Origin of the sequence: Hymenobacter tibetensis, from assembly GCF_022827545.1 — a bacterium.
Taxonomy (GTDB): domain Bacteria; phylum Bacteroidota; class Bacteroidia; order Cytophagales; family Hymenobacteraceae; genus Hymenobacter; species Hymenobacter tibetensis.
The window spans coordinates 5,656,122-5,680,540 of sequence record NZ_CP094669.1 but is presented as its reverse complement, the minus strand read 5'-3'; the positions used below and the strand labels follow the sequence as shown (position 1 = coordinate 5,680,540).

21 protein-coding genes are annotated in these 24,419 nt (G+C 59.3%); 5 read left to right on the top strand and 16 right to left on the bottom strand.

Annotated elements, in window-relative coordinates:
- Positions 1-90: 90 nt before the first annotated feature.
- From MTX78_RS22955 to crtD, 3 genes are all read right to left on the bottom strand, one after another.
- A complete protein-coding gene (locus tag MTX78_RS22955; protein ID WP_243798690.1) occupies positions 91-702 on the bottom strand; it encodes a TetR/AcrR family transcriptional regulator in 612 nt (203 codons plus the stop codon).
- A 96-nt stretch (positions 703-798) separates the two neighbouring features.
- Positions 799-1,482 (bottom strand): carotenoid biosynthesis protein, encoded by a 684-nt coding sequence (locus MTX78_RS22950; RefSeq protein WP_243798689.1) that lies wholly within the window; start codon positions 1,480-1,482, stop codon positions 799-801.
- 78 nt (positions 1,483-1,560) lie between these two features.
- Positions 1,561-3,063: a 1-hydroxycarotenoid 3,4-desaturase CrtD gene (gene crtD / locus MTX78_RS22945; protein ID WP_243798687.1), complete on the bottom strand. Its 1,503-nt coding sequence runs from the start codon at positions 3,061-3,063 to the stop codon at positions 1,561-1,563.
- A 242-nt stretch (positions 3,064-3,305) separates the two neighbouring features.
- Between crtD and MTX78_RS22940 the strand changes: the two genes are divergently transcribed.
- Positions 3,306-3,827 carry a hypothetical protein gene (locus tag MTX78_RS22940; protein WP_243798685.1) on the top strand — a complete coding sequence of 174 codons (522 nt, stop codon included), beginning with the start codon at positions 3,306-3,308 and terminating at the stop codon, positions 3,825-3,827.
- Between the two features lie 24 nt (positions 3,828-3,851).
- On the opposite strand, the gene MTX78_RS22935 is transcribed toward MTX78_RS22940, so the two are convergent.
- Positions 3,852-5,039 (bottom strand): class I SAM-dependent rRNA methyltransferase, encoded by a 1,188-nt coding sequence (locus tag MTX78_RS22935; protein ID WP_243798683.1) that lies wholly within the window; start codon positions 5,037-5,039, stop codon positions 3,852-3,854.
- A 175-nt stretch (positions 5,040-5,214) separates the two neighbouring features.
- Here MTX78_RS22935 and MTX78_RS22930 point away from each other — a divergent pair, with 175 nt between their 5' ends.
- The gene (locus MTX78_RS22930) at positions 5,215-5,676 is read left to right on the top strand and encodes a GNAT family N-acetyltransferase (protein WP_243798681.1); all 462 of its coding nucleotides are present in this window, start codon (positions 5,215-5,217) and stop codon (positions 5,674-5,676) included.
- A 62-nt stretch (positions 5,677-5,738) separates the two neighbouring features.
- Here the strand turns inward: MTX78_RS22930 and MTX78_RS22925 are convergent, their stop codons facing one another.
- On the bottom strand, positions 5,739-6,281 hold the full coding sequence (locus MTX78_RS22925) for a hypothetical protein (RefSeq protein WP_243798680.1): 543 nt from the start codon (positions 6,279-6,281) through the stop codon (positions 5,739-5,741).
- 188 nt (positions 6,282-6,469) lie between these two features.
- Between MTX78_RS22925 and MTX78_RS22920 the strand changes: the two genes are divergently transcribed.
- Positions 6,470-7,456, top strand: coding sequence for a Na/Pi cotransporter family protein (locus MTX78_RS22920; RefSeq protein ID WP_243798678.1), 987 nt, complete (start codon positions 6,470-6,472; stop codon positions 7,454-7,456).
- On the opposite strand, the gene MTX78_RS22915 is transcribed toward MTX78_RS22920, so the two are convergent.
- Together MTX78_RS22915 and MTX78_RS22910 are read right to left on the bottom strand one after the other, a co-directional pair.
- The gene (locus tag MTX78_RS22915) at positions 7,444-7,914 is read right to left on the bottom strand and encodes an SRPBCC family protein (protein ID WP_243798676.1); all 471 of its coding nucleotides are present in this window, start codon (positions 7,912-7,914) and stop codon (positions 7,444-7,446) included. The genes MTX78_RS22920 and MTX78_RS22915 overlap by 13 nt on opposite strands.
- A 71-nt stretch (positions 7,915-7,985) precedes the next feature.
- The gene (locus MTX78_RS22910; RefSeq protein WP_243798674.1) at positions 7,986-8,624 is read right to left on the bottom strand and encodes a hypothetical protein; all 639 of its coding nucleotides are present in this window, start codon (positions 8,622-8,624) and stop codon (positions 7,986-7,988) included.
- Positions 8,625-9,123: 499 nt separating this feature from the next.
- Between MTX78_RS22910 and MTX78_RS22905 the strand changes: the two genes are divergently transcribed.
- The gene (locus MTX78_RS22905; RefSeq protein WP_243798673.1) at positions 9,124-10,782 is read left to right on the top strand and encodes an FAD-binding dehydrogenase; all 1,659 of its coding nucleotides are present in this window, start codon (positions 9,124-9,126) and stop codon (positions 10,780-10,782) included.
- A gap of 88 nt (positions 10,783-10,870) precedes the next feature.
- Here MTX78_RS22905 and MTX78_RS22900 read toward each other — a convergent pair whose 3' ends face one another.
- Positions 10,871-11,455: an HPP family protein gene (locus MTX78_RS22900; protein ID WP_243798671.1), complete on the bottom strand. Its 585-nt coding sequence runs from the start codon at positions 11,453-11,455 to the stop codon at positions 10,871-10,873.
- 156 nt (positions 11,456-11,611) lie between these two features.
- On the opposite strand from MTX78_RS22900, the gene MTX78_RS22895 reads away from it, so the two are divergent.
- Positions 11,612-12,205 carry a DUF4202 domain-containing protein gene (locus MTX78_RS22895; protein WP_243798669.1) on the top strand — a complete coding sequence of 198 codons (594 nt, stop codon included), beginning with the start codon at positions 11,612-11,614 and terminating at the stop codon, positions 12,203-12,205.
- Here the strand turns inward: MTX78_RS22895 and cobA are convergent.
- The 8 genes from cobA to MTX78_RS22855 all read right to left on the bottom strand — a co-directional run bounded on the left by cobA (position 12,162) and on the right by MTX78_RS22855 (position 24,405).
- On the bottom strand, positions 12,162-12,953 hold the full coding sequence (gene cobA, locus MTX78_RS22890; protein ID WP_243798668.1) for a uroporphyrinogen-III C-methyltransferase: 792 nt from the start codon (positions 12,951-12,953) through the stop codon (positions 12,162-12,164). The two genes, MTX78_RS22895 and cobA, sit on opposite strands and share 44 nt — an antisense overlap.
- Before the next feature lie 22 nt (positions 12,954-12,975).
- Entirely contained in the window at positions 12,976-13,689 is a 714-nt protein-coding gene (locus MTX78_RS22885; protein ID WP_317258918.1) for a precorrin-2 dehydrogenase/sirohydrochlorin ferrochelatase family protein, read from the bottom strand.
- 44 nt (positions 13,690-13,733) lie between these two features.
- Positions 13,734-15,233 carry a rubredoxin gene (locus MTX78_RS22880; RefSeq protein WP_243798666.1) on the bottom strand — a complete coding sequence of 500 codons (1,500 nt, stop codon included), beginning with the start codon at positions 15,231-15,233 and terminating at the stop codon, positions 13,734-13,736.
- Between the two features lie 44 nt (positions 15,234-15,277).
- Positions 15,278-18,790 (bottom strand): nitrate reductase, encoded by a 3,513-nt coding sequence (locus tag MTX78_RS22875; RefSeq protein WP_243798664.1) that lies wholly within the window; start codon positions 18,788-18,790, stop codon positions 15,278-15,280.
- A gap of 41 nt (positions 18,791-18,831) precedes the next feature.
- Positions 18,832-20,148, bottom strand: coding sequence for an MFS transporter (locus tag MTX78_RS22870; RefSeq protein WP_243798663.1), 1,317 nt, complete (start codon positions 20,146-20,148; stop codon positions 18,832-18,834).
- A gap of 48 nt (positions 20,149-20,196) precedes the next feature.
- Positions 20,197-20,547, bottom strand: coding sequence for a nitrite reductase small subunit NirD (gene nirD, locus MTX78_RS22865; protein WP_243798661.1), 351 nt, complete (start codon positions 20,545-20,547; stop codon positions 20,197-20,199).
- A gap of 151 nt (positions 20,548-20,698) precedes the next feature.
- Positions 20,699-23,203, bottom strand: a complete 2,505-nt coding sequence (gene nirB / locus MTX78_RS22860; protein ID WP_243798659.1) for a nitrite reductase large subunit NirB — start codon at positions 23,201-23,203, stop codon at positions 20,699-20,701.
- A gap of 617 nt (positions 23,204-23,820) precedes the next feature.
- Positions 23,821-24,405, bottom strand: coding sequence for a hypothetical protein (locus MTX78_RS22855; protein WP_243798657.1), 585 nt, complete (start codon positions 24,403-24,405; stop codon positions 23,821-23,823).
- Positions 24,406-24,419: the final 14 nt, after the last annotated feature.

The window sequence follows — 24,419 nt, the reverse complement described above, 5'->3', positions numbered from 1 at the left end:
TCCCTACAAACCAATCGGGCCCCGACTTCAAGAAGTCGGGGCCCGATTGGTTTGTAGGGACTGTCCGCGCTGGCAGACAAACCTCGCTCACTACATGCGAAGAAAGTGCGTGGTAGCCAGACGGGCACCTTCTTCGGTGCAAAGGCCACGTACATAATAAAAGAAGATGTTGCGGTACACATCAGCCAGGTTGTTGTAGTCAGGGGGGAAGAGTTGCTCATTGACTACGAGGCTGAACTGTGCCAGCATGATGCGGGCAATAAATGGTGCGTTGAGGTCGGCGCGGAACTGCCCTTCGATGATGCCTTCCTGCAGCAAACGCGTGAGCAGCGGGTACGAGTACTGCTCCAGGTAGTCCTGAATAGCATTCCAAGCCTGCGGATATTGGTCACGCATCACATGGTAGTCGTAGTGGGGCGAGCGGCGCAACTCGTGAAGACTGTGGTGGAGCAACGCCAGCAGACATTCCACCGGTGTACCTAAGTTGCCGAATAGCTGGTCGTGCTCGTAACGCTGCCGCTCTAAGTTGCGGCGAATAACCTGCGTAACTAGCTCTGCTTTGGACCCGAACTGGTTCCGAAATGCCAGCAAGCTTAGGTCCAGCGCCACGGCTATTTGCTCTTCGTGCAAAAGACCTAATCCCACGGACCGGAACAATAGGTTTGCTTTATCAAGTAATTGATGGAGTACTACTTGCTCCATAGGAGAAACTAATTGGATGAGACGTGGGCTTCGGATGTTAACGTAATTAGCACTAGCAAATAGTATTCCTAAACGAAGTTATTTTCACTGAATGCGTTAGCCTAAAAAACTCAGGCCGAAAAAGAACAACAGCTGCACCATGTACACGAAGGGAGCCAAGTCGTTACGCTTCACAAAATCCGAGCGGTTGAAAAACACCTGTAAGATAAGTGAGACGATAAACCATCCTTTGAAATTGAGGAAAGGAATTACGTCGAAACGCCACTGCCAGAAGTCGTAACGAACGGCTATGGGCTCCAAACACACATCGAGGCCTACCATCAGGAACGTAGCCACCAAGGCTCGGCCGAAGGCTGGCAATGGCAGGTAGCGCGCCAGAATACCCGTGGTGTAAGTGAGCATCAGCCAGTTCACCCCAATGATCAAGGGAACGCCTAACCACTTACTACCCAGAGTTGGGCCGTATTCATACTGGCCAAACAGCAACCCCGTTCGGATACCAGCTACTTCCACAAAGAAGCCCACGGCCATAGTCACGAGGCAGAACCACACGAACGTGATGTTGCGCTGTGGTTGAAACGCCAGCAGCAGCCCAACCGTGAGCAGCAGATTGAGGGGCACAAACTGCAAGTAGAACGAAGGATCTTGGGAGAAGCCAAGGCCGATGAAGCCCGTTACATGAAACAAAAGCAGAATGCCTTGTGCAATACGCAGCCGTCGTTGCTGAGCGGCCAACTGTGTGGTGGCTGGGGCTGGATATTGTTGAGTTGGATCGGGCATAGAAAGGAAGTATGAATCAAGAAGAGAAAAGCAACGCGGGGCTGCGTCTGTTGACGTTTCAGGCCCCTTTTTCGTTTGTCATTTCTCGTTCTTAACTAAGTCGGAAACGATGCGGGCCGAGAGCAGGCACAACGGAATGCCGCCACCTGGGTGCACCGAGCCGCCGCAAAAGTACAGCCCTTCCAGCTTCCGCGAAAAGTTGGGATGCCGCAGAAAAGCTGCCATGGTGTTGTTGCTGGAACTGCCATACAAGGCTCCCCCAAACGACGACGTACGCGCGGCAATACCCGGCGGGTCCCACACGTGCTCGGCCCGGATCAGCGCGGCTACATCGGTACCCAGAGCCCGGCTGACGCGCGCTAGCACGGCTTGCCGGGTTTGGTTGATGAGGGCCGACCAATCCTGGCCTTGGTCATGGGGTACGTTCACCATCACAAACCAGTTTTCGTGGCCGGGTGGCGCATCGGCGGGCGTGTGGCCGCTCGTGATGTTGACGTACACCGTAGGGTCGGGGCTAACGGTCTTTTGCTGAAAGATAGCCTCGAATTCCTGCTGATAATTTTCCGAAAAAAAGATGTTGTGCACCCCCAACTCCGGAAACCGCCGCGCCACTCCCCAATAGAAAATCAGGGCCGAGGACGACCGTGGCTGGCTGAGCGTACGCTCCGGGGCAGGCTGCGTAGGCAGCAGCCGGCGGTAGGTAGGCACCACGTCCATGTTGCTGACCACCAGCCCGACATCGTACACATCTTGCTCGGTACGGACACCCGTTACGCGGCCTTCCGCCGTTAGAATTTCCAGCACGGGTTCTTGGTAGCGAAACTCTACCCCTAGTTCTTCGGCTAGCCGCACCAGGCTTTGTGCAATGGCATAGATGCCGCCTTCGGGGTAGAACGCGCCCAGCCCATGCTCGAGGTGCGGAATCATGCTGAGCGTGGCCGGTGCCTGGTAGGGGTCGGAGCCGTTGTAGGTGGCAAACCGGTCGAAGAGCTGCACAAGGCGTGCATCCTGCGGGAAGGCCGCCTGATGGCGCTGGTGCATGGTTTCCAGTAAGCCAAGCTGAGGCACTGCCGCCATGGCTTTCAGCACATCGGGGCTGAGGTAGGTGCCGACTTTGTGCAACGATTTTTGCAGGAACGTATCCGCCGTGGCCGAGTAGGCGTGGCGGCTGCGCTTCAGAAAAGCCAGCACGTCGGCGGCCGGGACGTGCAGCTTGGTTTCCACTTCGGCCGCAAATTTCTCTTCGTCGGCCCAGGCCGTGAGGCGGGTACCATCGGCGAAAAAATACTGCGTAATCGGGTCGAGGCGCTGGTAGCGGAAGTAAACGGCGGGGTTGCGGCCCGCTAGCTCAAACAGCTCATCGACGAGGTGCGGCAGCGTAAACAACGACGGCCCCCCATCGAACCGGTAGCCGCCCGGCAGCTCCAACTGGTGCATTTTGCCCCCAAAGCTTTCCTGCGCCTCAAACACCGTAACGCGGTGCCCGCGCACAGCCAACCGTACGGCGGTGGCAATACCGCCAATGCCCGCCCCAACAATGGCCGCAGGCTGGGAAGCAGGTGTAATGGAAGTGGCTTTCAAACAGCGCAATTAAAATGTAATAGCCAGCAGCGGGGCATGTACTGACAATGGCATCATGCTGGCCTCAGTACCCGAAAATAGGTTACCCGTTCTACCATTATCAGCTGCTATATGTTTTCTTCTTTTACACATCCGCCCATGATGGTTGCCCTGGTGGCCTTGCTGTCGAGTGGTTGCCCCCGCACACTACATCTTCTGGTGCTACAGGAGCCGCACTTATAGTGGCGTTGCCTCTACCCATCGTGTCGTACATCGTTACCCCGCCCAATGGTTCTATATTGCTCCCGGAGCCTATTGTGGCCGCTGCCGAGGCCAACCAAATCCATGACCGGTTGCAGGTATGGTTTCTGAAGCACGCCCGCAAAGCCACCGTGGCGATACCCGGTGAAACCGCGAAGCCTGTTACTGCCATGCAGTCAGATGCCGTTTGGGCCCGTTCTTTGGCGGCTAGTGAAAAGAGTGCGCTGGTAGTGGTCACGCACGTGTATCATCAGCGAATATTCCACGGGGCGCTGCAACAGGTGCAGGCAGTAGCCGCTGAGTCTACCACGCCCGCTACTGTTACCTTGGTGCCTACTGCGTCGGGTTTTATCGAAGAAGTGAGGGTAGATCTAACCGTATATCGGGCCACTGGGGAAGTGGTTTCGAAGCACACTGAGCGGGGTACTCCCGGCTTCTTTCAACCGAGTTCCGGTTACGTTACCGACCATTTGGTGAAGAAGGCGTTGAAAGCTATGCCCCGGCTACGGAAGGCAGGAGCATAAGCCAAGCAACTGCTACCCTGGCTGCTACTCCACGGCCAGTACCAGCCCCTTGAGGTACTCGCCCTCGGGATGGAACAAGCTCACGGGGTGGTCGGCGGGTTGGGTGAGGCGGTGCAGGATGCGGGCGGGACGGCCTGCTTCGATAGCAGCCGCCAGCACGGCGCCCTCAAACAGCTCGGCCGATACCACCTGCGAACAGCTGAACGTGAAGAGTAGTCCGCCCGGCGCAATCTGCTTGATACCAGCGGCATTGAGGCGCTTGTAGCCCATCAAAGCGTTGTGGCGGGCCGAGAGGTGCTTGGCAAACGCCGGTGGGTCGAGCACGATAAGATCGTACTGCTCCTGGCTGCTTTTCAGGAAGCTGAACACGTCTTCGGCGTAGGCAGCGTGCTTGTTGTCGAGGCCAGTGAGGGCGGCGTTGCGCTCGGTTAGCTCGATGGCTTTCTTGCTGGAATCAACGGAGTGCACTAGCTCGGCCCCAGCTTGCAGGGCGTAGGAGCTAAAGCCACCGGTGTAGCAGAACGTGTTGAGCACGCGGCGGCCAGGGGCGTAGCGCGCTAGCAAGCTGCGATTGTCGCGCTGGTCGATGAAGAAACCAGTCTTCTGACCCGTTTCCCAATCCACCGCGAAAGGATGGCCGTTTTCCTGCACAATATGCTCCGCGCCGTTGCTTTCGCCCAGCAAGTAGCCGTTTTTGGCATCGGGAGCCGCTTTGGTAGGTACGGTTTCGGCGCTCTTGTCGTAGATGGCGCGGAGGCCGGGAATCACCGCCTGCAATGCTGCCGCAATCAGCGGACGCGCCTTGTACATGCCGGCGCTGTGGGCCTGCACCACGGCTACGTCGCCGTACACATCAATGATAAGGCCGGGCAGCCCGTCGCCCTCGGCGTGGGTAAGGCGGTAGACGTTGGTGCTGCCGGTGCCCGTTAAGCCTAAGCCCTGCCGAAGCTGGTAGGCGTTGCGGATACGAGCTTCCCAAAAGCTGGCGTCGGGCAGCTGGGCGGCGGGGCCAAAGTCCAGCATGCGCACCGCAATAGAGCCGGGTGCATAGTGGCCCATGCCCAATACCTCGCCGTTCGAGGCTTGCACCAGCACCACTTCGCCTTCTATTACCTCGCCCTGCATGCGGGCAATGGCCCCCGAAAACACCCACGGGTGACGACGACGGAGGGATTGGTCTTTACCGGGCTTGAGCGTGATGGTAGCGGGCATGAGGGGGAGGCAAACAAAACAAGAAAGCCCAAAGGTACGCCAAAGCCATTTGGTGGTCTTCACCTCCGGCCATTCCTTTGATGAAAGACACGTAGTAGCCCCTGGCTGCGCCTACCAAACGCAGGTAGCGGGTTGGCCGTCCTATCTTCAGTGGAAGAATCTATCTTGTTTGCTCATGCACGCCACCCAAATCCTCGACTACATCCCGGCGCACCAGCCAGTGTTTCGCAAGCTCAACGAAGAGTGGATAATGCAGTTCTTTACAATGGAAGCCCCAGATTACCAAATGCTTGACGAGCCGCAACGCTACATCTTGGAACCCGGAGGCGCTATTCTGATGGCGGAATACCAGGGTGCCCTGGTTGGTACGTGCGCTTTGCTCAACGAAGGGCACGGCGTGTTTGAACTAGCCAAAATGGCGGTGTCGCCGGCGGTGCAAGGGCTTGGTATTGGGTATACGCTGGGGAAAGCCGCCGTTGTGAAAGCGCGTGAGTTGGGTGCCCGTCAGGTGGAGCTGCTGTCGAATTCCCGCCTGGTGCCCGCGCTGGCACTGTACCGCAAGCTAGGCTTCCGCCATGTGCCCGTACCCGCCAGCCCCTACCAGCGCACCGACGTGAAAATGGTGCTCGATATGTAGCGCAGTTTTCTGGGAGAAATCCGGCCTTTCAACCCACTGAAGCGTTCAGGGGTGCGCGTCGCTTACCCGAAAGGATCGAGGTAGGCAACGAGGATAGCCAACGCAGAAAGTCCAGCCAGAATAGCCCAGACAGGTCCGCCCCAGATCAACAGGCCGATCAGCGAAATGGGCAGTACAACCAGCCCCAGTACCCCTAACACCGTAGTGCCTAAGCCGACTTCCGTGGTGCTGTGCGGTCGGGCCTGGTGCCGCTGCACCTTTTGCGTGGCCGACTCCTGCCGTAGCCGAACTACAGCCTTAGGAGCAACTGCCACAGCCGAAGCTACTTGCCGTTGGAGCCGAGCCAGGCGGCGTGCCGGTATCCGGACTGGAGTAGAAGGGGTTGCTACAACAGGCGCAGGAGTTGAAACAGGCTGCGCGAAAACAGCAGGAGCGGGTTGCGCCTTCGGCTTCGGCACCCGTGCGGCAGTTGATGAGGCCGCCGCTGGCCGAAACTGATACGCCACTTTGGTGCTCTGACAGCTAGAGGTGCCCACTCCCAGCAACAGCAGGATTCCAGATGTCAACGAAAGAAACGACGGCCGACAGACGGGCAGAAAGCGCATAAGCATAGAAAAGCGGCAGGAGAAAGCAAACGAATCCGGCAGCTTGCCAGATATCGGAATAACGGAAGGTACGTGAAAGCGGTGGGGTCGGGTGACGTAACAATTTCTTCATGACCCAACAGTGGCATCCGGTGCTAGCTCTGCGTTGAAAGGTACCGGTTGGTTTCCTACGTAGCCAGCTTCCCCATATGGCCTCTTCTCCGCTTTCTATCAGCTTGCTAGCTGCTTCCGGACTCGTACTATTTTTGTACGCGGTGAGCCGGCTGGCGCTGGCCCTGCGTCACGTGGCCGGCGAGCGGACCAAAGACATTCTGCACCGCTGCACCAAGAGTATTCCGGCCGCCATCATCACCGGCACGGTGGTTACCACCCTGCTCGATTCCTCGTCGGTGGTTATCATTCTGGTTATTGCTTTGGTAAGTGCCGGAGCGTTGCCGTTTCGTAATTCGCTGGGCGTAGTGCTGGGGGCCAATATCGGTACCACTATTTCCAGCCAATTGTTTGCGTTTGATTTAGGGCAATATGCGGTGCTGGCCATGTTGCCCGGGCTACTGTTGCTCTCCCTCAGCAAGAAACGCAACGGGCGCACTGCCGGCCGGGCGTTGTTTTGTTTCGGGCTGCTGTTTTTCAGCTTGTTTATTATTGGCGAAGCAGCGGCCCCACTCAAAGAATATAAAGGAGTGCAGGCGTGGCTGCTGAAGCTGGAAAATCCGGTCCGGGGTGCTGGCGCCGGGGCCCTCATTACCCTGCTGGTGCAGTCCTCGTCGGCTACGCTAGGCATGGTTATCAAGTTGGCAGGCAAAGGGTTGCTGACGTTACCGGCAGGTATTGCCGTGATGCTAGGCGCCGAGCTAGGCACCTGCTCCGATACGTTGCTGGCGACCGTAGGCCGCGGCCGGCCCGCCGTTCGCACGGGCGTGTTTCATCTGGTATTCAACCTAATCAGCATCAGTTTGGGGCTGCTGCTAGTCAAGCCGTTCACGGCCCTTGTTCTTTTGCTGGCTGGCCATGCCGATGTGGCCCGGCAAATTGCCCACGCGCATGTGCTGTTCAATGTAGCGGGCGTGTTGCTGTTTGCCCCACTATTGCCGCTCTGCCAGCGTTTGCTTGAAGCGGCCCTGCCGGATACCACCGACCCGCAGCCAAGCAGCACCCTGAAGCCTCAGGTGGCCTGAGCATTAGGCGTGGCAGGCGTGCCAAACAGGCGCTGATAGATGGGCCGGCGCCATACAAACTGCGCCCACATCACCGGCCACAGCAGGCGGTCCAACAATGGCGAAGCGGTGCGGTATTCAATGTCTTCCACTATAAAGCAGCCTCCGCCTGGGGCGGGTTGCATGAGGTGCCGATGCTGCCAATAGCGTAGCGGCACCGGTAGCAACTGGCCTTTGTCCACGAAGTAATAGGTGCCATCGGGAGTGGTGCCGTGGTCGGTGATGAGCGAGTTCCAGCGGGTGCTGAGCGGTCCGACCCCCAGCTGAATATGCACCTCGTCGCCGCGGTGGCAGCCATCGAAGCGCAACAACTGAAAAGGAGGGAAGGGAGGGGCCAGAGCCAGAAACAATTCCCGGGTGAAGCCCGTCCAGACCTGAGTAGGGGTGGCAGCTACGTGGGTGCGAATGTAGAGGTGCATACCCTACAACCAAAACGGTCCGATGGTGTTCGACACCATTGGGCTGCCCACCAGGGAAGCGTGCCAACTTACTACAACCGATACCCCAGCGTCAGGCCCAAGATGCCAGTGAGGCCACCACCCGAATGGCGGATGCTGGCTACTCCTACCCGTGTACCAAGAGCGGTACGAGAGCCTAGCGCCAGCTCATATTCCGCCAGGATATTGAGCCCTACGTTCATCCGTTGCGAACGAGCCACCCGAAGCTCTACGCTGGCCAGGCTACCATCAGGGTTGACGGTTTGATTGGTGTACAAGGCACTCTCGTCTTGGCAATACCAGAGCGAGGGACCCGCGCCTAGCCGGAGAGCCTGCGTGGCGCTACGCAGGAAGTCATACGAGGCCGTTAGGTCGGTTGTAAGACGCACGATCCGCCGGCCCTGCACCACGTAAGGCACGCCACCAAGCTGGTACGGATTAGCCACGTTCAAGTACCCAACGCTGCCAGCTACCACCACCCGGTCGTGGAGAAGGTGCCGTGCATACTGCCCCAGGTACCGCGCCCCCACGTGCTCGGGCATTGCCAAGTGGTCCACTCCCAGCCGCACCATGCTGTTGTACGCCGGTGGCAGTTGGGGTTGGGAAACCTGCGCGGTAGCTACAGTGGCCGAAGAAATAAGTAAAGCAGCCAACAGCAGTCGGCGCGAGATAGTAAGTGTAGTAAGGGGCATCGGCGTGTATGTTTCGTATCAATACTTCTTGCTTATGCTATATAGGTATACAAATGACAGGCCACGAACCCAGATTAAAAACGAATGGGCGGCCGAAAAATGAATAGTTACAATTACATAATACCTGAAGCACCAGGTAAGTACTGCCAGCACATTTCGGGGCTGCGCGGCCAGGGCTACAACAGCTGTACCTACTGAATGACAACCAGCTTTATAAGAGGGCAAGGTTTGTTTGGTGAAAACTGCAAACCAAGAAGCTAGTATTTGCACTATGCGCCATGAAGTGCTAAAAATCCGCGCATATTCAGGCGTGTTGCCACGCTTCGCGCGGACCTAATAGCCTGTAAATGAAGTCCTGTCGGTAGCCGGCCAGCGCAGCTGCCAAGGTGGGCCGTCATTAGCCAACATCCTGCTTATATTCGCTAGACAAGCAATCAAACCAACTTCATCTGTTGTCAGAAGCGCCGTGCCTCTGCAACGGGTAGCTAGCGCGCAGCTCATGCAAACCGAGGCGGACGTATTGATTATTGGGGCGGGCCTAGCCGGCCTGGTAGCTGCTACCGAACTAGCCGACGCCGGCAAGCGGGTGCTGCTGCTGGATCAGGAGCCCGAGCAGAATATGGGAGGCCAGGCCTTCTGGTCGCTCGGCGGCTTGTTCCTCGTTGACTCGCCTGAGCAGCGCCGCATGGGCATCCACGACTCCTACGAACTAGCCCTGCAAGACTGGCTCGGCAACGCCGACTTCGACCGGCCCGAAGACACCTGGCCCCGCCGCTGGGCGGAAGCGTACGTGGGGTGGGCGGCCGGCGAAAAGCGCAGCTGGCTTCAGCAAGCGGGTATCAAGCTGTTTCCGGTGGTGGGCTGGGCCGAGCGGGGCGGCTACGGTGCCCGCGGGCCCGGCAACTCAGTACCGCGCTTCCACGTGGCCTGGGGTACGGGCACGGGCGTAGTTGCCCCCTTTGCGCAACGCGTCCGCGAAGCAGTGGCAAAAGGCTTGCTAGTCTTGAAGTTCCGGCATCGGGTAACGGAGCTTACCGTAAGCAACGGGGTAGTAGTAGGGGCGCGAGGCGAAATCCTGGAACCCAGTGCGGCGCCACGGGGCGAGAAAACGTCCCGGCTAATGGTAAAAGAATTCAGCTTTCGTAGCCAGGCCGTTATCGTGACGGCGGGCGGCCTCGGGGCCAACCACGAGCTGGTACGCAAGAACTGGCCAGCGCGCCTGGGCGGGGCTCCCAAGCACATGCTTTCCGGGGTGCCCGAACACGTGGACGGTTTGATGCTTGGCATCACGGAAGCGGCAGGCGGGCACCTCATCAACCAAGACCGGATGTGGCACTACACCGAGGGCATCCAGAACTGGAACCCGATTTGGGGCAACCACGGGATTCGCATACTGCCGGGACCTTCGTCGTTGTGGCTGGATGCGCGCGGCAACCGCCTGCCGGGTCCGCTGTACCCCGGCTTCGACACGCTGGGCACGCTCAAGCACCTGCGCCAAACCGGCCACGACTACAGCTGGTTTGTGCTCACCCAGAAAATCATCCGCCACGAATTTGCGCTTTCGGGTTCCGAGCAGAACCCCGACCTCACCAACAAAAGTTGGCGCCAAACCCTGGGCCGGGCCTTTGGTAAAGGGGCGCCGGCGCCGGTGGAGGCCTTCAAGCAGCACGGCGTTGATTTTGTGGTGCGCGACACCCTCGCCGACCTGGTGCGAGGCATGAACGACCTGACCGGGGAGCAGCTCATTGACTTCCAGACACTGGAGCGCGAAATCATAGCCCGCGACCAACAGCTAGACAACAAGTTCAGCAAGGACGGCCAGATTACGGCCATCCGCGGTGCCCGCAACTACTTCGGCGACAAGCTAATCCGGACAGCCAAACCCCACAAACTGCTCGACCCCACCAAAGGCCCTCTCATTGCGGTTCGCTTGCACATCATCACCCGCAAAAGCCTGGGCGGCTTGAAAACCGATCTTTCCAGCCGCGTGCTCGGCCCCGATGGGCAGCCTGTACCGGGGCTGTACGCGGCCGGTGAGGTAGCCGGTTTTGGGGGCGGCGGCATGCACGGCTACCGGGCTCTGGAAGGTACCTTCTTGGGCGGTTGCCTGTTCTCCGGTCGCATTGCCGGACGAGCGGCGGCGCAAGCGGTGCAGTAAGGCACAGAGGGGTGTGAAAGGCGCTGTAGCTAAGGTAATGTATTTAATATCAAACCATTAGTAACTGTGCCCGTCGTGCCTTTAGCGCTTAGCCTTCGTATTTTCGCAGCCAGAAACGGTACCAATTCTTGTTGGCCGGGTAGCGGCGTGTTGTTGTGATATTGTTGAATAGCAAGGCTACTCCCAACAGCACCAGCACGCCCGTTAGCACCGGCGTCAGTACATACCAGTAGCCGAGCGCCTTAAGTTGCGGAGAGCCAATAATGGCAATAAGGGCGGTGGCACCGCCCGGCGGATGCAGCGTTTTGGTGACCTGCATACCCACGATGGAAAGCGACACCGCCAGCGCCCCCGACAGCCACATCTCGTGCGGAATCCAGCGCTGCATAGTCACGCCAATGATGGCGCTTAGTACGTGGCCGCCAAGCAGGTTGCGGGGCTGGGCCAAGGGGCTGTTGATGACCCCGTAAATCAGGACTGAAGACGCACCGAACGAGCCAATCAGCAAGGGAGCATCGGTGGCGGGCAGCCGATAACGGTTCATCAAACCCACCAAGGCAATGCCCACAAAAGCGCCTAAAAAGGTCCAGAAGTGTTCCTTGTAATCGAATAACGTTTCTTGGTAGACAATGACCTTGATGCGGCGGGCGTGTCTGCGCAGTCTGGTTCGCATGCTTGAAAATCGGGTGGGCGCTACGGGTATTCGCAGGCAAAGATGACCACTACCGAGCAAGATTTCAGCACCCGCGCCGGCAAGAAGGGGGTGGTTTACCCATACCTTAGTTGCGCAGCCCCGCTTAGATTGGCTGATTTTTGCGTTCTTCCCTGTATGAGTTCGTTTTCTCCCCACTTCCAGGCAGCCCTCGAAAAGTTTGACGCGGCCAACGCCGAAGACCCCAACCAGGAAGCCGACGCCACAGGCCAGACCTGGCCGAAAGAGTTGCTCTATGGCCACCGCATGAGCGCCTGCCTGACCCGCGTTGCGCCCGAGGCCCCTGAAACCGTACACTTGGCCGCACGCTGCCAGCACATCCGGCGCTGGTCTATTCCGCGCCAGAGCTTCCCCATGGACCGGGTGGGCTACCATCAATGGCGCAATACGCTCAAAAAATATCACGCCGAGGTGGCCGGGCAGCTACTCGCCGAGGTGAGCTACGACCCGCCGACCATTGCCCGCGTGCAGGCCCTCTTGCAGAAGCAGCAGCTCACCCGCGACCCGGATATGCAACTGCTGGAAGACGTGATTTGTCTGGTGTTTCTAGAGCACTACTTCCTGGATTTCGCCCGCCAGCACCCTGAAGAGAAGGTAATAGACATCGTACAGAAAACCTGGGGCAAGATGACCCCACGCGGCCACGAGCTGGCATTGCAGCTGCCCCTTACGCCTGATGCACAAGCGCTGATAGCCAAGGCGCTGGCGTAGTAGCGTTCTGCTTGCCGCACACTGCACTGTGGCCCAGCGCTACCACGCCACCAATCACCAGGAGTGCCGGGTAGGTGATGCCGTGGGAGGCCACTAGTTCGGGCAGCTGCCGCACCGGCCCCACGGCTAGTTTCCGGTGGGGCAATGATACGTGCTGAATGATGGCGGCGGGCGTGTCGCCTTTGCCCATCTCGCAGTAGGTGGCCGCAATTTCCGCCGCTTTCTTGAGCCCCATGTACACCACCACCGTGGAGTTGCTTTGCATGGCCAGCCGGAGGTCGGCGGATAGGCTGCCGTCTTTTTTGGTGCCTGTCAGCATCCAGACGCCTTCGCTCACCACCCGGTGCGTAAGCGGAATGTCTTCGAAGCCAACGGCCTGCATGCTGGAAATGCCCGGAATGTAGTGGGTAGCAATGCCATGGGCGCGGGCAAACAACACCTCCTCAAACCCGCGCCCGAAGATGAATGGGTCGCCACCTTTCAGGCGAATCACGCGGCCCCGCGCCAGTGCCTTTTCCACAATAAGCTCGTGGATGGTTTCCTGGGGCGTGTAGTCGCCGTAGGGCTTTTTGCCCACGTAGATACACTCGCAGGCGGCGGGGGCCAGCGCTAGTAGTTCCTGGTTGGCGAGGTTATCATATAGGATAACGGCCGCGGTTTGCAGCACCTTATAGGCCTTCATCGTCAGCAACTCTGGGTCGCCGGGGCCGGCACCTACCACATACAACTCCGGCACAATGTCAGCCATACTCACGGTAGCGTTATCAGGGTTATTCGATGTTTTTTCGAGCTTCCGGCGCCGGCAGGAAGCGTGCCGCAGCTAAGGCGCCAGCGGCCAGCAGGGCTCCCAGGGCCACGCGCCGCCAACACCGGGTTGCGGGCGCTTCATAGCCGGGGCCACCCGCCAGCCCAGCCGTCACGGCGTTCAGGGTCCGGACTTTTTCGGCGAAGTCGCCGGCTAGCTGCTGCCGAATAGCGGGCATCTTTTGCAGCACGGCATCTAGCTCGTCGGGTAGGGCTTCTTCCAAGACGGCCCGCAGCCGCTTGGCCACCGTCGGCGACTGCCCGTTGGTGGATACAGCCACTTTCAAAGCACCTTTCTGCACGACCGATGACAAATAAAAGTCGCAGAGCGGCGGGGTATCGGCCACGTTCACCAGCAGGCGGCGGGTGCGGGCCGCTTCCTTGATGCGGCGGTGCAGGGCGGGGTCGTCGGTGGCGGCAAATACCACGTCGGCGTCGTCCAGAAACGTATCGTTGTACGCTTGTTGGTGCAGCTGTACGGCCGGGTGCCGGGCGGCTAGCTCCCGCAGCTCCGGCAGAAATGTGATGCTGACCACCGTGACGGTGGTGGCGGGGCTACTGCGCAGAATAGCCGTTAGCTTTTCGAGGCCCACATTGCCGCCGCCTACTAGTAGCACCCGAAGCTGCTCTAGCTTCAGAAAAACCGGAAAGAGGGGGTTGGCGATGGGTAGGGTAGACATCAGGCTGGGAAGAATAAGGGAGAAAAAACGACTACAGGTAGTACTCAGGTGAGTGCCCCGTGGGTTTCCTTTCCGGCAGTAATCGGTTCTTCCCACCACTCGAAATCAGCAGCGGGTGCTTCGCACGTCGGGCAGTGATAGTCGGGCAGCGTGTCCCAGGGAGTGCCGGCGGCTACTGCCTGGGCTGGGTCGCCGTACACCACGTCGTACACCGTTAGGCAGTGGCGGCACCGAGGCAGGCGAGGGGCCACGGTGGCCGGATGCTCGGGAAGCGGTGAGGGGAATGTGTCGGGGGCCGCGGGTTCAAGAGTGGCACCTACTTGGGCGTAGAACTGGTGGCAAAGCTCGGCCAAGTACCAGCCTAGCCGGTCGCGGCGCACGTGCTGGCGGAACAGCACGAAGTCGCGGGAGTTGGGGTTGAAGTCGCGGGTGTGCAGAATCTCGTACTGCTCACTGGCGCGCTCCACCTGGGTGCGCACCACAATGGAACAGAACAAGCCGGTTTGCGGCCGGGTTTTGATGGCAAAGCAAAGCTGATACGTGCGCACATCTTCCTCGTTGAGGTAGCGCACTAGCTCGTGCTTGAGTGCCACCCCTTGCGGGCAACTGTCTTCCACCTGCCAGTTCAGCTCGTTGGCCGCGTGCCGTACATTGATGCGGTGCCGACACAGCACAGCGTCCCAAAGCACCCGGTCGGTGGGGTCTATGCCTTTCACTATCAACGATTTCCAGGGCGTGGTGCAGAGCTGGCCTACTCGGGTTTGCAAGCACACCCGGCCCAAATCCTGCAAAAAAGCCACGGCAAACAGCTCGTTGCGCCGATAGATGCCCAGCCACAACTGTTGCCCGCTGCGGTTGAAGCCTTCGTAGTAGGGGAGCATAAAGGCCGGCAAGGCCAGCGGCCCGGCCACCACCCGCGGCCCCAAGGGCTGCGCGGCACTTACTAGGGCGTGCAGCCGTTCGCCGGCCGTGGTGGGGTCCGTAAACTGTTTCGGGTCGGCTAGCAGCACGCGCTCTACGGCGGCACTTAGCACGGCCACATCCTCGGAGTACACTAGGTGAGGCCAGGCGTAGAGGGTGCCCGTGCGGGGGAAGCGCAGGTAGAGGTGCCAGTAGTTACTGGTATCGGCAGCAATGAAATTCAGGTGGCCCGTAAAGAACGGCACGAAGGTCTGACGGCTGTCTACGAGGTTGATTTTCAGGCGGGGCCGGTAGTCAAACAAATCCAAAATATCCTTGTAGACCCCTTCCCGCAACCAGGGCGCATTGTAAAACACGTCTTCGCCCACATAGGAGCTGACGATGTTGGGGTGGGCCTCGGGGTCGGGTTCGGCCAGCACCCCGGCCGCTGCCAGGGCTTGCAGCAGCGCCCGGCGCCGGGCAGGCTCCACCGCCAACAACAACTGCTGACGGTGCCCCAGTTGCACGTGCTCAATCCCGGCAGCCTCCGCCGCAGCCAGCACGGCCAGCAGGTCGCCGGTCGGCACAATACCGCCCGGCAGGTTCACAGCGACGATGGAAAGCGAGGAGTCAGAGGGCGTCATAAAATAAGCACAAGCAAGTGAGGCGGCTATTGCCAGCGGGTAGTTTAGGTGATGACGGGGGCCAGCACCGCCAGTTCAGCCGCCAGAATGCGTTGGACCTCGGGGCGGCACGAGCCGCAGCCCGTACCCGCGCCCGTGCTGGCGCATAGCGCCGGCAGGGTTTCGCACCCGGCGGCAATGGCATGGCGTAGGTTGTCGGCGCCCACGTTGTTGCAGCTGCACACCAGCTTGCCTAGCACCGGTACGGCGGGCTGGCCGCTACGCAGCAGGCGCAAGCGTTTGTCGCTGAGTTCGGTTTTGTTAGCAATCAGGGCCCGGAACTCCTGCATTTCGTTTTTGTCGCCAATCAGGATGGCGCCTACCAGCCGGTCTTGGTGAATGATGCACTTCTTGTAGTAGCGCTGGGCTTTGTCGATGAACACAATTTCCTCGTAGCCCCCGGTAGCAGGGCATTCGGGCAGGCCAATGCTGCACAAGTCGAAGCCATGAATCTTGATGATGTTCATGAACGTGCTGCCGTGGTAGTGGCTGCCCACGTCGCCGCTGAGGTAGCGCGCCACCACGGCCGCTTGCTGCTCGGCGGCGGCCGTAATGCCGTAGAGTACACCTTGAAATTCAGCAATTTCGCCCAGCGCAAAAACACTCGTGTCACTGGTTTCGAGCCGCTCATTGACCACCACGCCGCGCCGACACTCCAGGCCACACTCGCGGGCCAGTTCCAGGTTGGGCACCGTCCCGATGGCCAGAATCAGGGCGTCGCATTCCAGGCGGCGGCCACTTTTCAGGCCCACGCCGGTGAGGCGGGCGCGGCCGTAGTACAGCTCCACTTCGTCGTTGAAGTACAGGTCGCAGCCTTGGTCGCGCATTTCGTCTTGGAGCAGCTGGCTGCCTAAGGGGTCGAGCTGCCGGTCGAGGAAGCGGGAGGTACGCTGGATAATCGAGATCTTAGTGCCCACTTCGCGCAGGGAAGCCGCCATCTCCAGCCCCAGCAACCCGCCGCCCACTATCACCACATGCGCTTGAGCGGGCAGGTGGCTTTTGAATTCGTCGGCGTCGGTGCGGCTGCGCATCGTGAAGATGCCGGGTAGGGTGGGCACGTTGCGGGGCACGGCCGCGCGGCTGCCCGTAGCCAAAATCAGCACATCGTAGGGGGTGCGCTGGCCACGAGAATCCACCACGTACTTTTCGGCCCGGTTTACCGATTCCACGCTCACCCCACGCAGCAGCGAGATATTATAAGTGGGCTCTTCTTCGTCGCGCATCTTCACGAGCTGCGCCCAATCCTGGTGGCCGCTGATGTAGTCGGGCAGCATCACGCGGTTGTAGAAGGGCAGGTCTTCTTTGCTGAAGATGGTGATGTCGTCGTCCTGCTTCAGCTGGCGGTACGCTTTCACAAAGCCATACGCGCCCGCGCCCGCACCTACCACTACAATGCGCTGCTTGGGCTTGCGGTACTTGGTTAGCTGTACCGCGCAAAACTTGAAGTCGGGCTCTTTGGAAATGGGGTCCACTGCGCCTGACGTGACGTTGTTGGCGCGGTGCAGGTCGGAGCCCAGTTGCTTGCCCCAGTGCATGGGCAAAAACACCACCCCCGACCGGATGCCACTGCTCAGGCGCGCGGCCACCCGCACGCTCCCGCGCCGCGACTCTACCGTCACCAGGTCGCCTTCTTCCACTGCCAGAGCGGCGGCGTCTTGCGGGTGCAACTCCAGGAAAGCCTGCGGCAGGTGCTGCTTGAGCTTGCTGACTTTCCCAGTTTTGGTCATGGTGTGCCACTGGTCCCGGATGCGGCCGGTGGTCAGAATGAAGGGGAACGCCTCGTCGGGTACTTCGCTGCGGAACACGGCGGCCACCGGATGAATCATGGCCCGGCCGGACGGGGTGTAGAACTGCTGGTCGGTGAAGAGGCGGGGAGTACCGGGGGCAGTCTGGCCGGCGCGGTAGGGCCACTGCACCGAGCCTAACTCGCGCAGAATAGAGTAGTTGAGCCCAGAAATATCAAGCGTGGTGCCGGCCGTCAGGCGGGTATGCTCCTGGTAGATGGCCTCGGGGCTGGCATAGTCGAAGCCGGCAAACCCCATGGCCTGGGCAAAACGGCAGATGATTTCGGCATCGGGCAGGGCTTCGCCGGGAGCAGCTACCACCCGAGGCAAGTAGCTGATGCGCCGTTCCGAATTCGTCATGGTGCCCTCTTTTTCCGCCCAAGCAGCGGCGGGCAGTACCACGTCGGCATAGGCCAGGGTTTCGGGCTTGTTGCTGATGTCTTGCACCACGACAAACTTGGCTTTGGCCAGAGCTGCTTCGGCTTGCCGTACGTTGGGCAAGCTGGTGAGCGGGTTGGTACAGAGTATCCAAATAGCTTTCAGGCGCCCGTCTTCCAGCGCCTCAAACATCTCGGTAGCCGTGAAGCCAGGCTTGTCGGCCAAGGGGCCACTACCCCAAAACTGCTGTACTTCGGCGCGGTGCGCGGGGTTGGCGAGGTTGCGGTGAGCCGGCAGCAGGTTGGACAGGCCCCCCACTTCGCGCCCGCCCATGGCGTTGGGCTGGCCGGTGAGGGAAAGAGGGCCCGCACCAGGCTTGCCAATCTGCCCCGTAATCAGGTGCAGATTCAACAAGCTCAGGTTCTTATCCACGCCTACCACGCTTTGGTTGAGGCCCATGGTCCACATTGAAACGAAGCCTTTGGCCGCCCCGATGTAGCGGGCCGCCAGCCGAATATCAGTTTCCGGCACTCCGCACAGCTGCGCCGCTTCCGCCACAGTACGCTCGAACACCAGGCGCTGATACTCCTCGAAGCCGTCGGCGTGCTGCTCGATGAATGAGAGGTCGATGTCGCCGTTTTCTATTAGGGCCCGCGCCAGGGCTTGGTTCAATACCACGTCGGTACCCGGAATCAGCTGCAAATGCACGTCGGCCAAGGCGCAGGTATCCGTCACGCGCGGATCAACGACGATAATCTTGGTGTCGGGGTTAGCGGCTTTGTGCGCTTCCACGCGGCGCCACAAAATAGGGTGGCACCAAGCGGGGTTGGCGCCGGTTACCAGCAGGCAGTCAGCAAGTTCAATGTCGTCGTAGCATACTGGTACGCTGTCTTCGCCCAGAGCCATTTTGTAGCCGACCACCGCGCTGCTCATGCACAGACGCGAATTGGTGTCGAGGTTGTTGCTGCCGATGAAGCCTTTCATCAGCTTGTTGAGCACGTAATACTCTTCGGTCAGGCACTGCCCCGAGGCATAAAAGGCCACCGATTCAGGTCCGTGCTGCGCAATAAAGGTTTTGAATACGGCTGCCGTGCGCGCTAGCGCTTCGTCCCAGCTTACGCGCTGAAGCGGGCGGCTTTTGCTGTAGCGCATCTGCGGGTACAGCAGCCGGTCGCTCCGGTCATTGACGGTGTAGTGCAGGTTGAGGCCCTTGCTGCACAGCGCGCCGCGGTTGACGGGGTAGTCGGGGTTGCCTACCACCGATACGTCGCCGTTCTTTTCCGGCTTAACCAGTACCCCACAGCCCACGCCGCAGTAGCAGCAAACAGAAGGTACAGCGGCGGAAGGCAACAACATAGGCAGTGGATTAGCTGTGCAGGAGGTTGATAAGGATTTACTTAGGCGCGGGCCAGCGTTAACGATTCCGGAGCGGCTTCGCCGATTTCTTTGCGCACCAGCCGTACCAGCAGCACCAGTCCGCCCACGGCCGCTACCCCCAGCCCGATGTACAAAAACGCCGTGGTGTAGCTGATGGTAGCCGACTTAAACAGGAAGCCCACCAGCATAGCACCCAGGTTGCCACCCGCGCCTACCACGCCGCTCACGCTGCCCATGGCTTTCTTGTTGACGAACGGCACAATGGAGTAGGTGCAGCCATTGGCCATTTTCAGAAACAAGGCAAACCCGAGCATGGCGGCAATAGCCAACGGCAGACTAGGAGCTAGCGCAAACAGCACAATACCAATGCCTTCCAGTACTAGCAGCCCACTCAGCAGCAGCCATTTGCCTTTCAAGCCGTAGGCGCGCCCGGCCCGGTCGCTGACCCAGCCGCCCAGGCCGCGGGCAAAAATGTTCATGAAGCCGAAGATGCCCGCCAGCATGCCCGCCATTACCAAACTCGCCTGAAAGTGGTCGACGAAGTACACCGCGGCCACGTTGTCGATGGTGATTTCGATGCCGAAGCAGGCCCCGTAGGCCAACGCCAGCACCCAGGTGCGGTAGTCGCGCAAGGCCAGTAGAAACGTACCCTTCGGCTTTTCGGCGGTGGCGCGCTGGATGTCGGCGTAGTTGCCGCGGGGCGTGTCGGTGGTGTAGCGGTAGTACAGCCAGGCCATCAGCAGCAGCACCAAACCGGGCACCACCATGGCCAAGCGCCAGGAGTTGGCCTTGTCCACGTAACCCAACGACACGAAAGTCGCCGCTACCAGCGGCATGGCCATATTGGCAATGCCCCCGCCCAGGTTGCCCCAGCCGCCAGCTACGGCATTGGCCGTGCCCACCACGTTGGGCGCAAACATCATGGAAGTATGAAACTGCGTGATAACGAACGACGCCCCAATAATGCCAATGGCCAAACGGAACAGCAAAAAGCTTTCGTAGCTGTTGCTGAGCCCAATCAGCATCACCGGAATAGCGCCCACCACCAGCAGCAGCGTGTACGCCAGGCGCGGCCCCAGCGTGTCGCAGAGCTTGCCCATCAGCAGGCGCGCCAGAATAGTAGCCGACACCGACGCAATAACGATGTTGCCCACCTGCCCTTTGTCGAGGTGCAGCTGCTCGCGCACTAACGGCATCAGGGGCGCAATTCCAAACCACCCGAAAAAGCAGAAGAAGAACGTAAGCCAGGTCAGATGGAACGTGCGCATCTGCACACCCTTGGTAGCGAAGATGTTGAGGTAGCTAAGCGGCTGCTGATTGGCAAGTGGAGCGTCCATAAGCAAGAGGTTGGGTACGGGTGAAAGTGAAGCAGGCAGCGGGCGGCATCACGCCCAACCGATGTACACGACATCCCCCTCGACCTTGATGGGGTAGGTTTGGATGCTGCACTCGTCGCCGTTCAGGCACTCGCCCGTGAGCAGCGAAAAGGTGCGCTTATGGAACGGACAAGCCACTTTAGGCTCGCACGCTTCGCCGGTACTGCCAATCATGCCGCGGGCCAACGCCATTTGCTGCTTGTGCGGGCATAGGTTCTGGGTGGCGTACCACTCGCCGCGCCGGGCAAAGTTGAAAATGGCTATCTGCTCGCCTTCTACCAGGGCGCAAGCGCCGCCATCGGCCGGAATATCCGTGGTTTTGCACACGGGCAGCCATGCTATGTCAATGACAGTTTCCATAGGGTTTCAAAGCAATGAAGAGTGAACAGGAGGGCACGCAGCGCAACTGCGCCGTCTACCCGAAAAAGGTTGCTTGTTGGGCTGCCGAGCCTACTCCCACGCAAGAGCAGCTAGGCACACTAGGGCATGCAAGAATTTTGCGCGTGGCAGGCTACCAGGCCTTCACCACCTTTTGCCCCCGCACCGGCTCGAAGGCTACGGTTGGGTCTTTTTCCTTGGGCGCATTCACGAAGTGCGCAAACTGCTTGCGCAGCTCGGGATTCTCCACCACCTCTTTCCACTCGCAGTGGTAGGTGTTGATGAGCAACTGCATTTCCGCTTCCAGCTGGTCGTTGATGCCCAAGCTGTCGTTAATAATCACGTTTTTGAGGTAAGCCATGCCGCCGTCCATCTTGTTGAGCCAGGTGGCGGTGCGGGCCAGCGGGTCGGCGGTTTTGATGTAGAACATCAGGAACCGGTCCAGGTATTTCAGGCAGGTTTCGCTGTCGAGGTCGGTGGCGAGCAGCTGGGCATGCTGGGGCTTCGAGCCGCCGTTGCCGCACACGTACAAGTTCCAGCCTTTCTCGGTGGCAATGATGCCGAAGTCTTTGGCCTGCGCCTCGGCGCACTCCCGCACGCAGCCACTCACGCCGCTTTTCAGCTTATGGGGCGAGCGAATCCCCTTGTAGCGGTTCTCGATTTCGATGGCAAACGATACGCTGTCGTGCAGTCCAAACCGGCACCAGGTGCTGCCCACGCAGCTTTTCACGGTGCGCAACGACTTCCCGTAGGCGTGTCCGCTCTCGAAACCGGCATTGATAAGCTCTTCCCAAATGTCGGGCAAGTCGCCGACGTGAGCCCCGAACATATCAATACGCTGGCCGCCGGTAATCTTGGTGTACAGACCGTATTTCTTGGCCACCGACCCAATTATAATCAATTTCTCGGGCGTCACCTCGCCGCCCGCAATTCGAGGCACCACCGAGTAGCTGCCGCCCTTCTGGATGTTGGCTAGGTACCGGTCGTTGGTGTCCTGAATGGTGTTGTGCTTGACCACCAAGTCGTTCCAGAGGCCCGACAAGATGCTGCCCACGGCCGGTTTGCAGGTTTCGCAGCCGTCGCCCTTCCCGAAATGGTCGAGGGCGGCATCGTAGCTGCGGATGTCGTTGATTTTGAACAGGTCGAACAGCTCCTGGCGCGAATAGTCGAAATGCTCGCACAGCACGTTTTTGATGTAGGCGCCCTGCGCGGTGAGCGTGCCATTAATCAAATCCTTGACCATGGGGATGCAGCCGCCGCAGCCGGTACCGGCCTTGTTGCACTTCTTCATGCCCTCCACCGACGTCACGTTCAGCTCGGTCACAGCAGTGCAGATGGCGCCTTTGGTTATGGCCTCGCACGAACAGACCAGCGCTTCCTCGGGCAAACTCATTACCCCAGCACCTTCCGCAGCTTCACCGCCTCTGGCGCCCAGAATCAGGTCCTCGGGATGCGGCGGCAGCACGATTTTGTTGTTTACGGTTTGCAGCAGCATGTTGTAGGCCTCGGCGTCGCCGATGAGCACGCCGCCAAGCAGGTACTTGCCATCGGGGCTGATGTTGATGCGCTTGTACACGCCATTATGCGCATCTTCGAACACGATGGAGCGGCTGTGCGGCTCGGCAATAAACGGGTCGCCGAAGCTGGCCACGTCCACGCTAATCAGCTTGAGCTTGCTGCTCATATCGTAGCCGGTGAAGGCGCGCGCGCCTTGGGTGAGCTGGCTGGCTACCACCTCGGCCATGTCGTAGCCGGGAGCTACCAGACCGTAAATCATGCCGCTGTGCAAGGCACACTCTCCGATGGCAAAGATGCACGGGTCGCTGGTTTGCATCTCGTCGTTGACGATGATGCCGCCCCGCATGCCCACTTCTAGGCCCGAAAGCTTAGCCAGCTCGTCGCGGGGCCGGATACCAGCGGAAATCACCAGCATATCCACTTCCAGAATGGAGCCGTCGCCGAAGTGCAGCGCATCTATCCGGCCTTCGCCTCCAATGCTGGACGTGGCTTTGCTTAAATGAATCTGTAGGCCCAGCGCTTCCAGCTTGCTTTGCAGCATCTGGCTGCCAGCGGCATCTATTTGCCGAGGCATCAGCCGTGGGGCAAATTCCACTACGTGCGTTTCCGGCACACCCAAATCGAGCAGTGCCTTGGCGGCTTCCAGGCCCAGCAGGCCCCCGCCCAGCACTGCCCCGGTGCGGGCTGTAGCGGCTGCCGCTTTAATTTCTTCTAAGTCCTCAATGGTGCGGTACACTATCACGCCTTCCTTTTCCACCCCCGGAATGTCGGGCACGAAAGCCGATGAGCCGGTGGCTAGCACCAAGTAGTCGTAGGGTTGCACCAGGCCGCCGCGCGAATGCACCGTTTGGCTGCTCCGGTCGATTTCCTGCACCGGGTCGCCGAGGTGCAGCGTGATGCCGTGTTCCTCGTACCACTGTAAGGGCGCCATTTGCAGGTCGTCGGCGGTTTTGCCCCCGAAATATTCGCTCAGATGCACCCGGTCGTACGCTACGCGGGGCTCTTCCCCGAAAACGACCAGCTTAAAGGCGGAAGTTTTAGCAAGAAGCTTCTCGCAAAACTTGTAACCAACCATGCCATTGCCAATGACAACAACGGTGCGGAGATACTGCGGTGCCATACTACCCGGTGGTTAGAGGTGCGAAATAAGACGAGTTAGAAGGTGGGTGGGAAGGATGAGGTAGAGCGGGATACACAGCTTAGTGAAAAAAGCAAGCAAAGGCGTTAAATGCCTAAAAAAATAGGGTGCTTTCAGCCGTGTAATTACAAGTCTAGCATATTTGACCCTATTTGGCAAGGTGTATTTTCATAAAACAGGTAATTATTATTCCAAATGGCCTTCAAATTTATGGGGTGTATATACACGATTGTGGGTAATGGAAGAGTGTGTTGAGCCACCGCAGAGCCATACTGCGCAGGTGCACATCGTGGAGCTTTCCTATGGTGCAGAGGCCCTGCTATGGCAGGGCAGGAAGCCTGTAAACAACCCTGAAAACAGAAGAGTCTAGTGCCAGAGCATTTGGCTTTCCGGAGCGTACTAGACCCCGACTAGCTTCCAGCAAGGAAGCTACCAGCCCCGGCCAATGGCAACGAGAAAGAATTAGAAGGACACACCAATGACGCCTGCTGTTCACGTAGTAGGTAGAAGGCAGCAGAAAACAACGCATTTACCCAGACTGTGTGAGTAGGGTAGGCAGGTGTAGTGTAGCGCCGCAAGAAATCGACGCGTACGGGCGGTTACTGCTTTTGCAGTTCGATTCGGTCAACGCCGTGATTTAGACCGCGCCAAATCATCGTTGGCTGCCCGGAGGTGAGTTCCAGCGAGAAGTTCTCTCGTAGAAGTCCCAGGTTTTCCATAAAGTCTTCTTCTGGCCCACTAGTGCGTGAGCCTGCTGGAAAATTGGTGTCCAGCATAAACAAGGCCTGCGGACCCTGTTGCTTTACAACCTGTTCAGGGTTGGCAATCAATTGAAAGTACACTGGGAGGGCCTTTCCACGGAACGTAAGCGTTCCTTGAAACTCGGGATACAACGGGTGCTCAGGTGAGGTGCGCGGAGCAACAGCACGCTGAACGAGCAGAGTGGCAAATTCCTGAAATAGGGTATCGCGGGTCAAGGGAATGAAGGCATGGCCCGACAACCGCTTGTACGAAACATGCACTTGGCGCAGCTTCCATGTACCTACCAGTTGCAGGGCTACTTCCTGCATGAGCGCCTGGCTGGCTTGGTCGTAGTTGAGTGCCGGCTCCACGTCTGGCTTGCTAGTGCAATGAGAGAAGAATAGGCCACTCAGCGCAACAGCAATGCAGGGAATCCTTTTCATAAAAATAAACACTT

Bases quoted from the DNA above. Each gene is read 5' to 3' on its own strand.
- MTX78_RS22880 (WP_243798666.1), bottom strand. From the start codon at position 15,233: ATGACGCCCTCTGACTCCTCGCTTTCCATCGTCGCTGTGAACCTGCCG.
- MTX78_RS22895 (WP_243798669.1), top strand. From the start codon at position 11,612: ATGAGTTCGTTTTCTCCCCACTTCCAGGCAGCCCTCGAAAAGTTTGAC.
- MTX78_RS22910 (WP_243798674.1), bottom strand. From the start codon at position 8,624: ATGCCCCTTACTACACTTACTATCTCGCGCCGACTGCTGTTGGCTGCT.
- MTX78_RS22870 (WP_243798663.1), bottom strand. From the start codon at position 20,148: ATGGACGCTCCACTTGCCAATCAGCAGCCGCTTAGCTACCTCAACATC.
- nirD (WP_243798661.1), bottom strand. From the start codon at position 20,547: ATGGAAACTGTCATTGACATAGCATGGCTGCCCGTGTGCAAAACCACG.
- cobA (WP_243798668.1), bottom strand. From the start codon at position 12,953: ATGGCTGACATTGTGCCGGAGTTGTATGTGGTAGGTGCCGGCCCCGGC.
- MTX78_RS22875 (WP_243798664.1), bottom strand. From the start codon at position 18,790: ATGTTGTTGCCTTCCGCCGCTGTACCTTCTGTTTGCTGCTACTGCGGC.
- nirB (WP_243798659.1), bottom strand. From the start codon at position 23,203: ATGGCACCGCAGTATCTCCGCACCGTTGTTGTCATTGGCAATGGCATG.
- MTX78_RS22905 (WP_243798673.1), top strand. From the start codon at position 9,124: ATGCAAACCGAGGCGGACGTATTGATTATTGGGGCGGGCCTAGCCGGC.
- MTX78_RS22885 (WP_317258918.1), bottom strand. From the start codon at position 13,689: ATGTCTACCCTACCCATCGCCAACCCCCTCTTTCCGGTTTTTCTGAAG.
- MTX78_RS22935 (WP_243798683.1), bottom strand. From the start codon at position 5,039: ATGCCCGCTACCATCACGCTCAAGCCCGGTAAAGACCAATCCCTCCGT.
- MTX78_RS22925 (WP_243798680.1), bottom strand. From the start codon at position 6,281: ATGCGCTTTCTGCCCGTCTGTCGGCCGTCGTTTCTTTCGTTGACATCT.
- MTX78_RS22955 (WP_243798690.1), bottom strand. From the start codon at position 702: ATGGAGCAAGTAGTACTCCATCAATTACTTGATAAAGCAAACCTATTG.
- MTX78_RS22920 (WP_243798678.1), top strand. From the start codon at position 6,470: ATGGCCTCTTCTCCGCTTTCTATCAGCTTGCTAGCTGCTTCCGGACTC.
- MTX78_RS22930 (WP_243798681.1), top strand. From the start codon at position 5,215: ATGCACGCCACCCAAATCCTCGACTACATCCCGGCGCACCAGCCAGTG.
- MTX78_RS22855 (WP_243798657.1), bottom strand. From the start codon at position 24,405: ATGAAAAGGATTCCCTGCATTGCTGTTGCGCTGAGTGGCCTATTCTTC.
- MTX78_RS22900 (WP_243798671.1), bottom strand. From the start codon at position 11,455: ATGCGAACCAGACTGCGCAGACACGCCCGCCGCATCAAGGTCATTGTC.
- MTX78_RS22915 (WP_243798676.1), bottom strand. From the start codon at position 7,914: ATGCACCTCTACATTCGCACCCACGTAGCTGCCACCCCTACTCAGGTC.
- MTX78_RS22950 (WP_243798689.1), bottom strand. From the start codon at position 1,482: ATGCCCGATCCAACTCAACAATATCCAGCCCCAGCCACCACACAGTTG.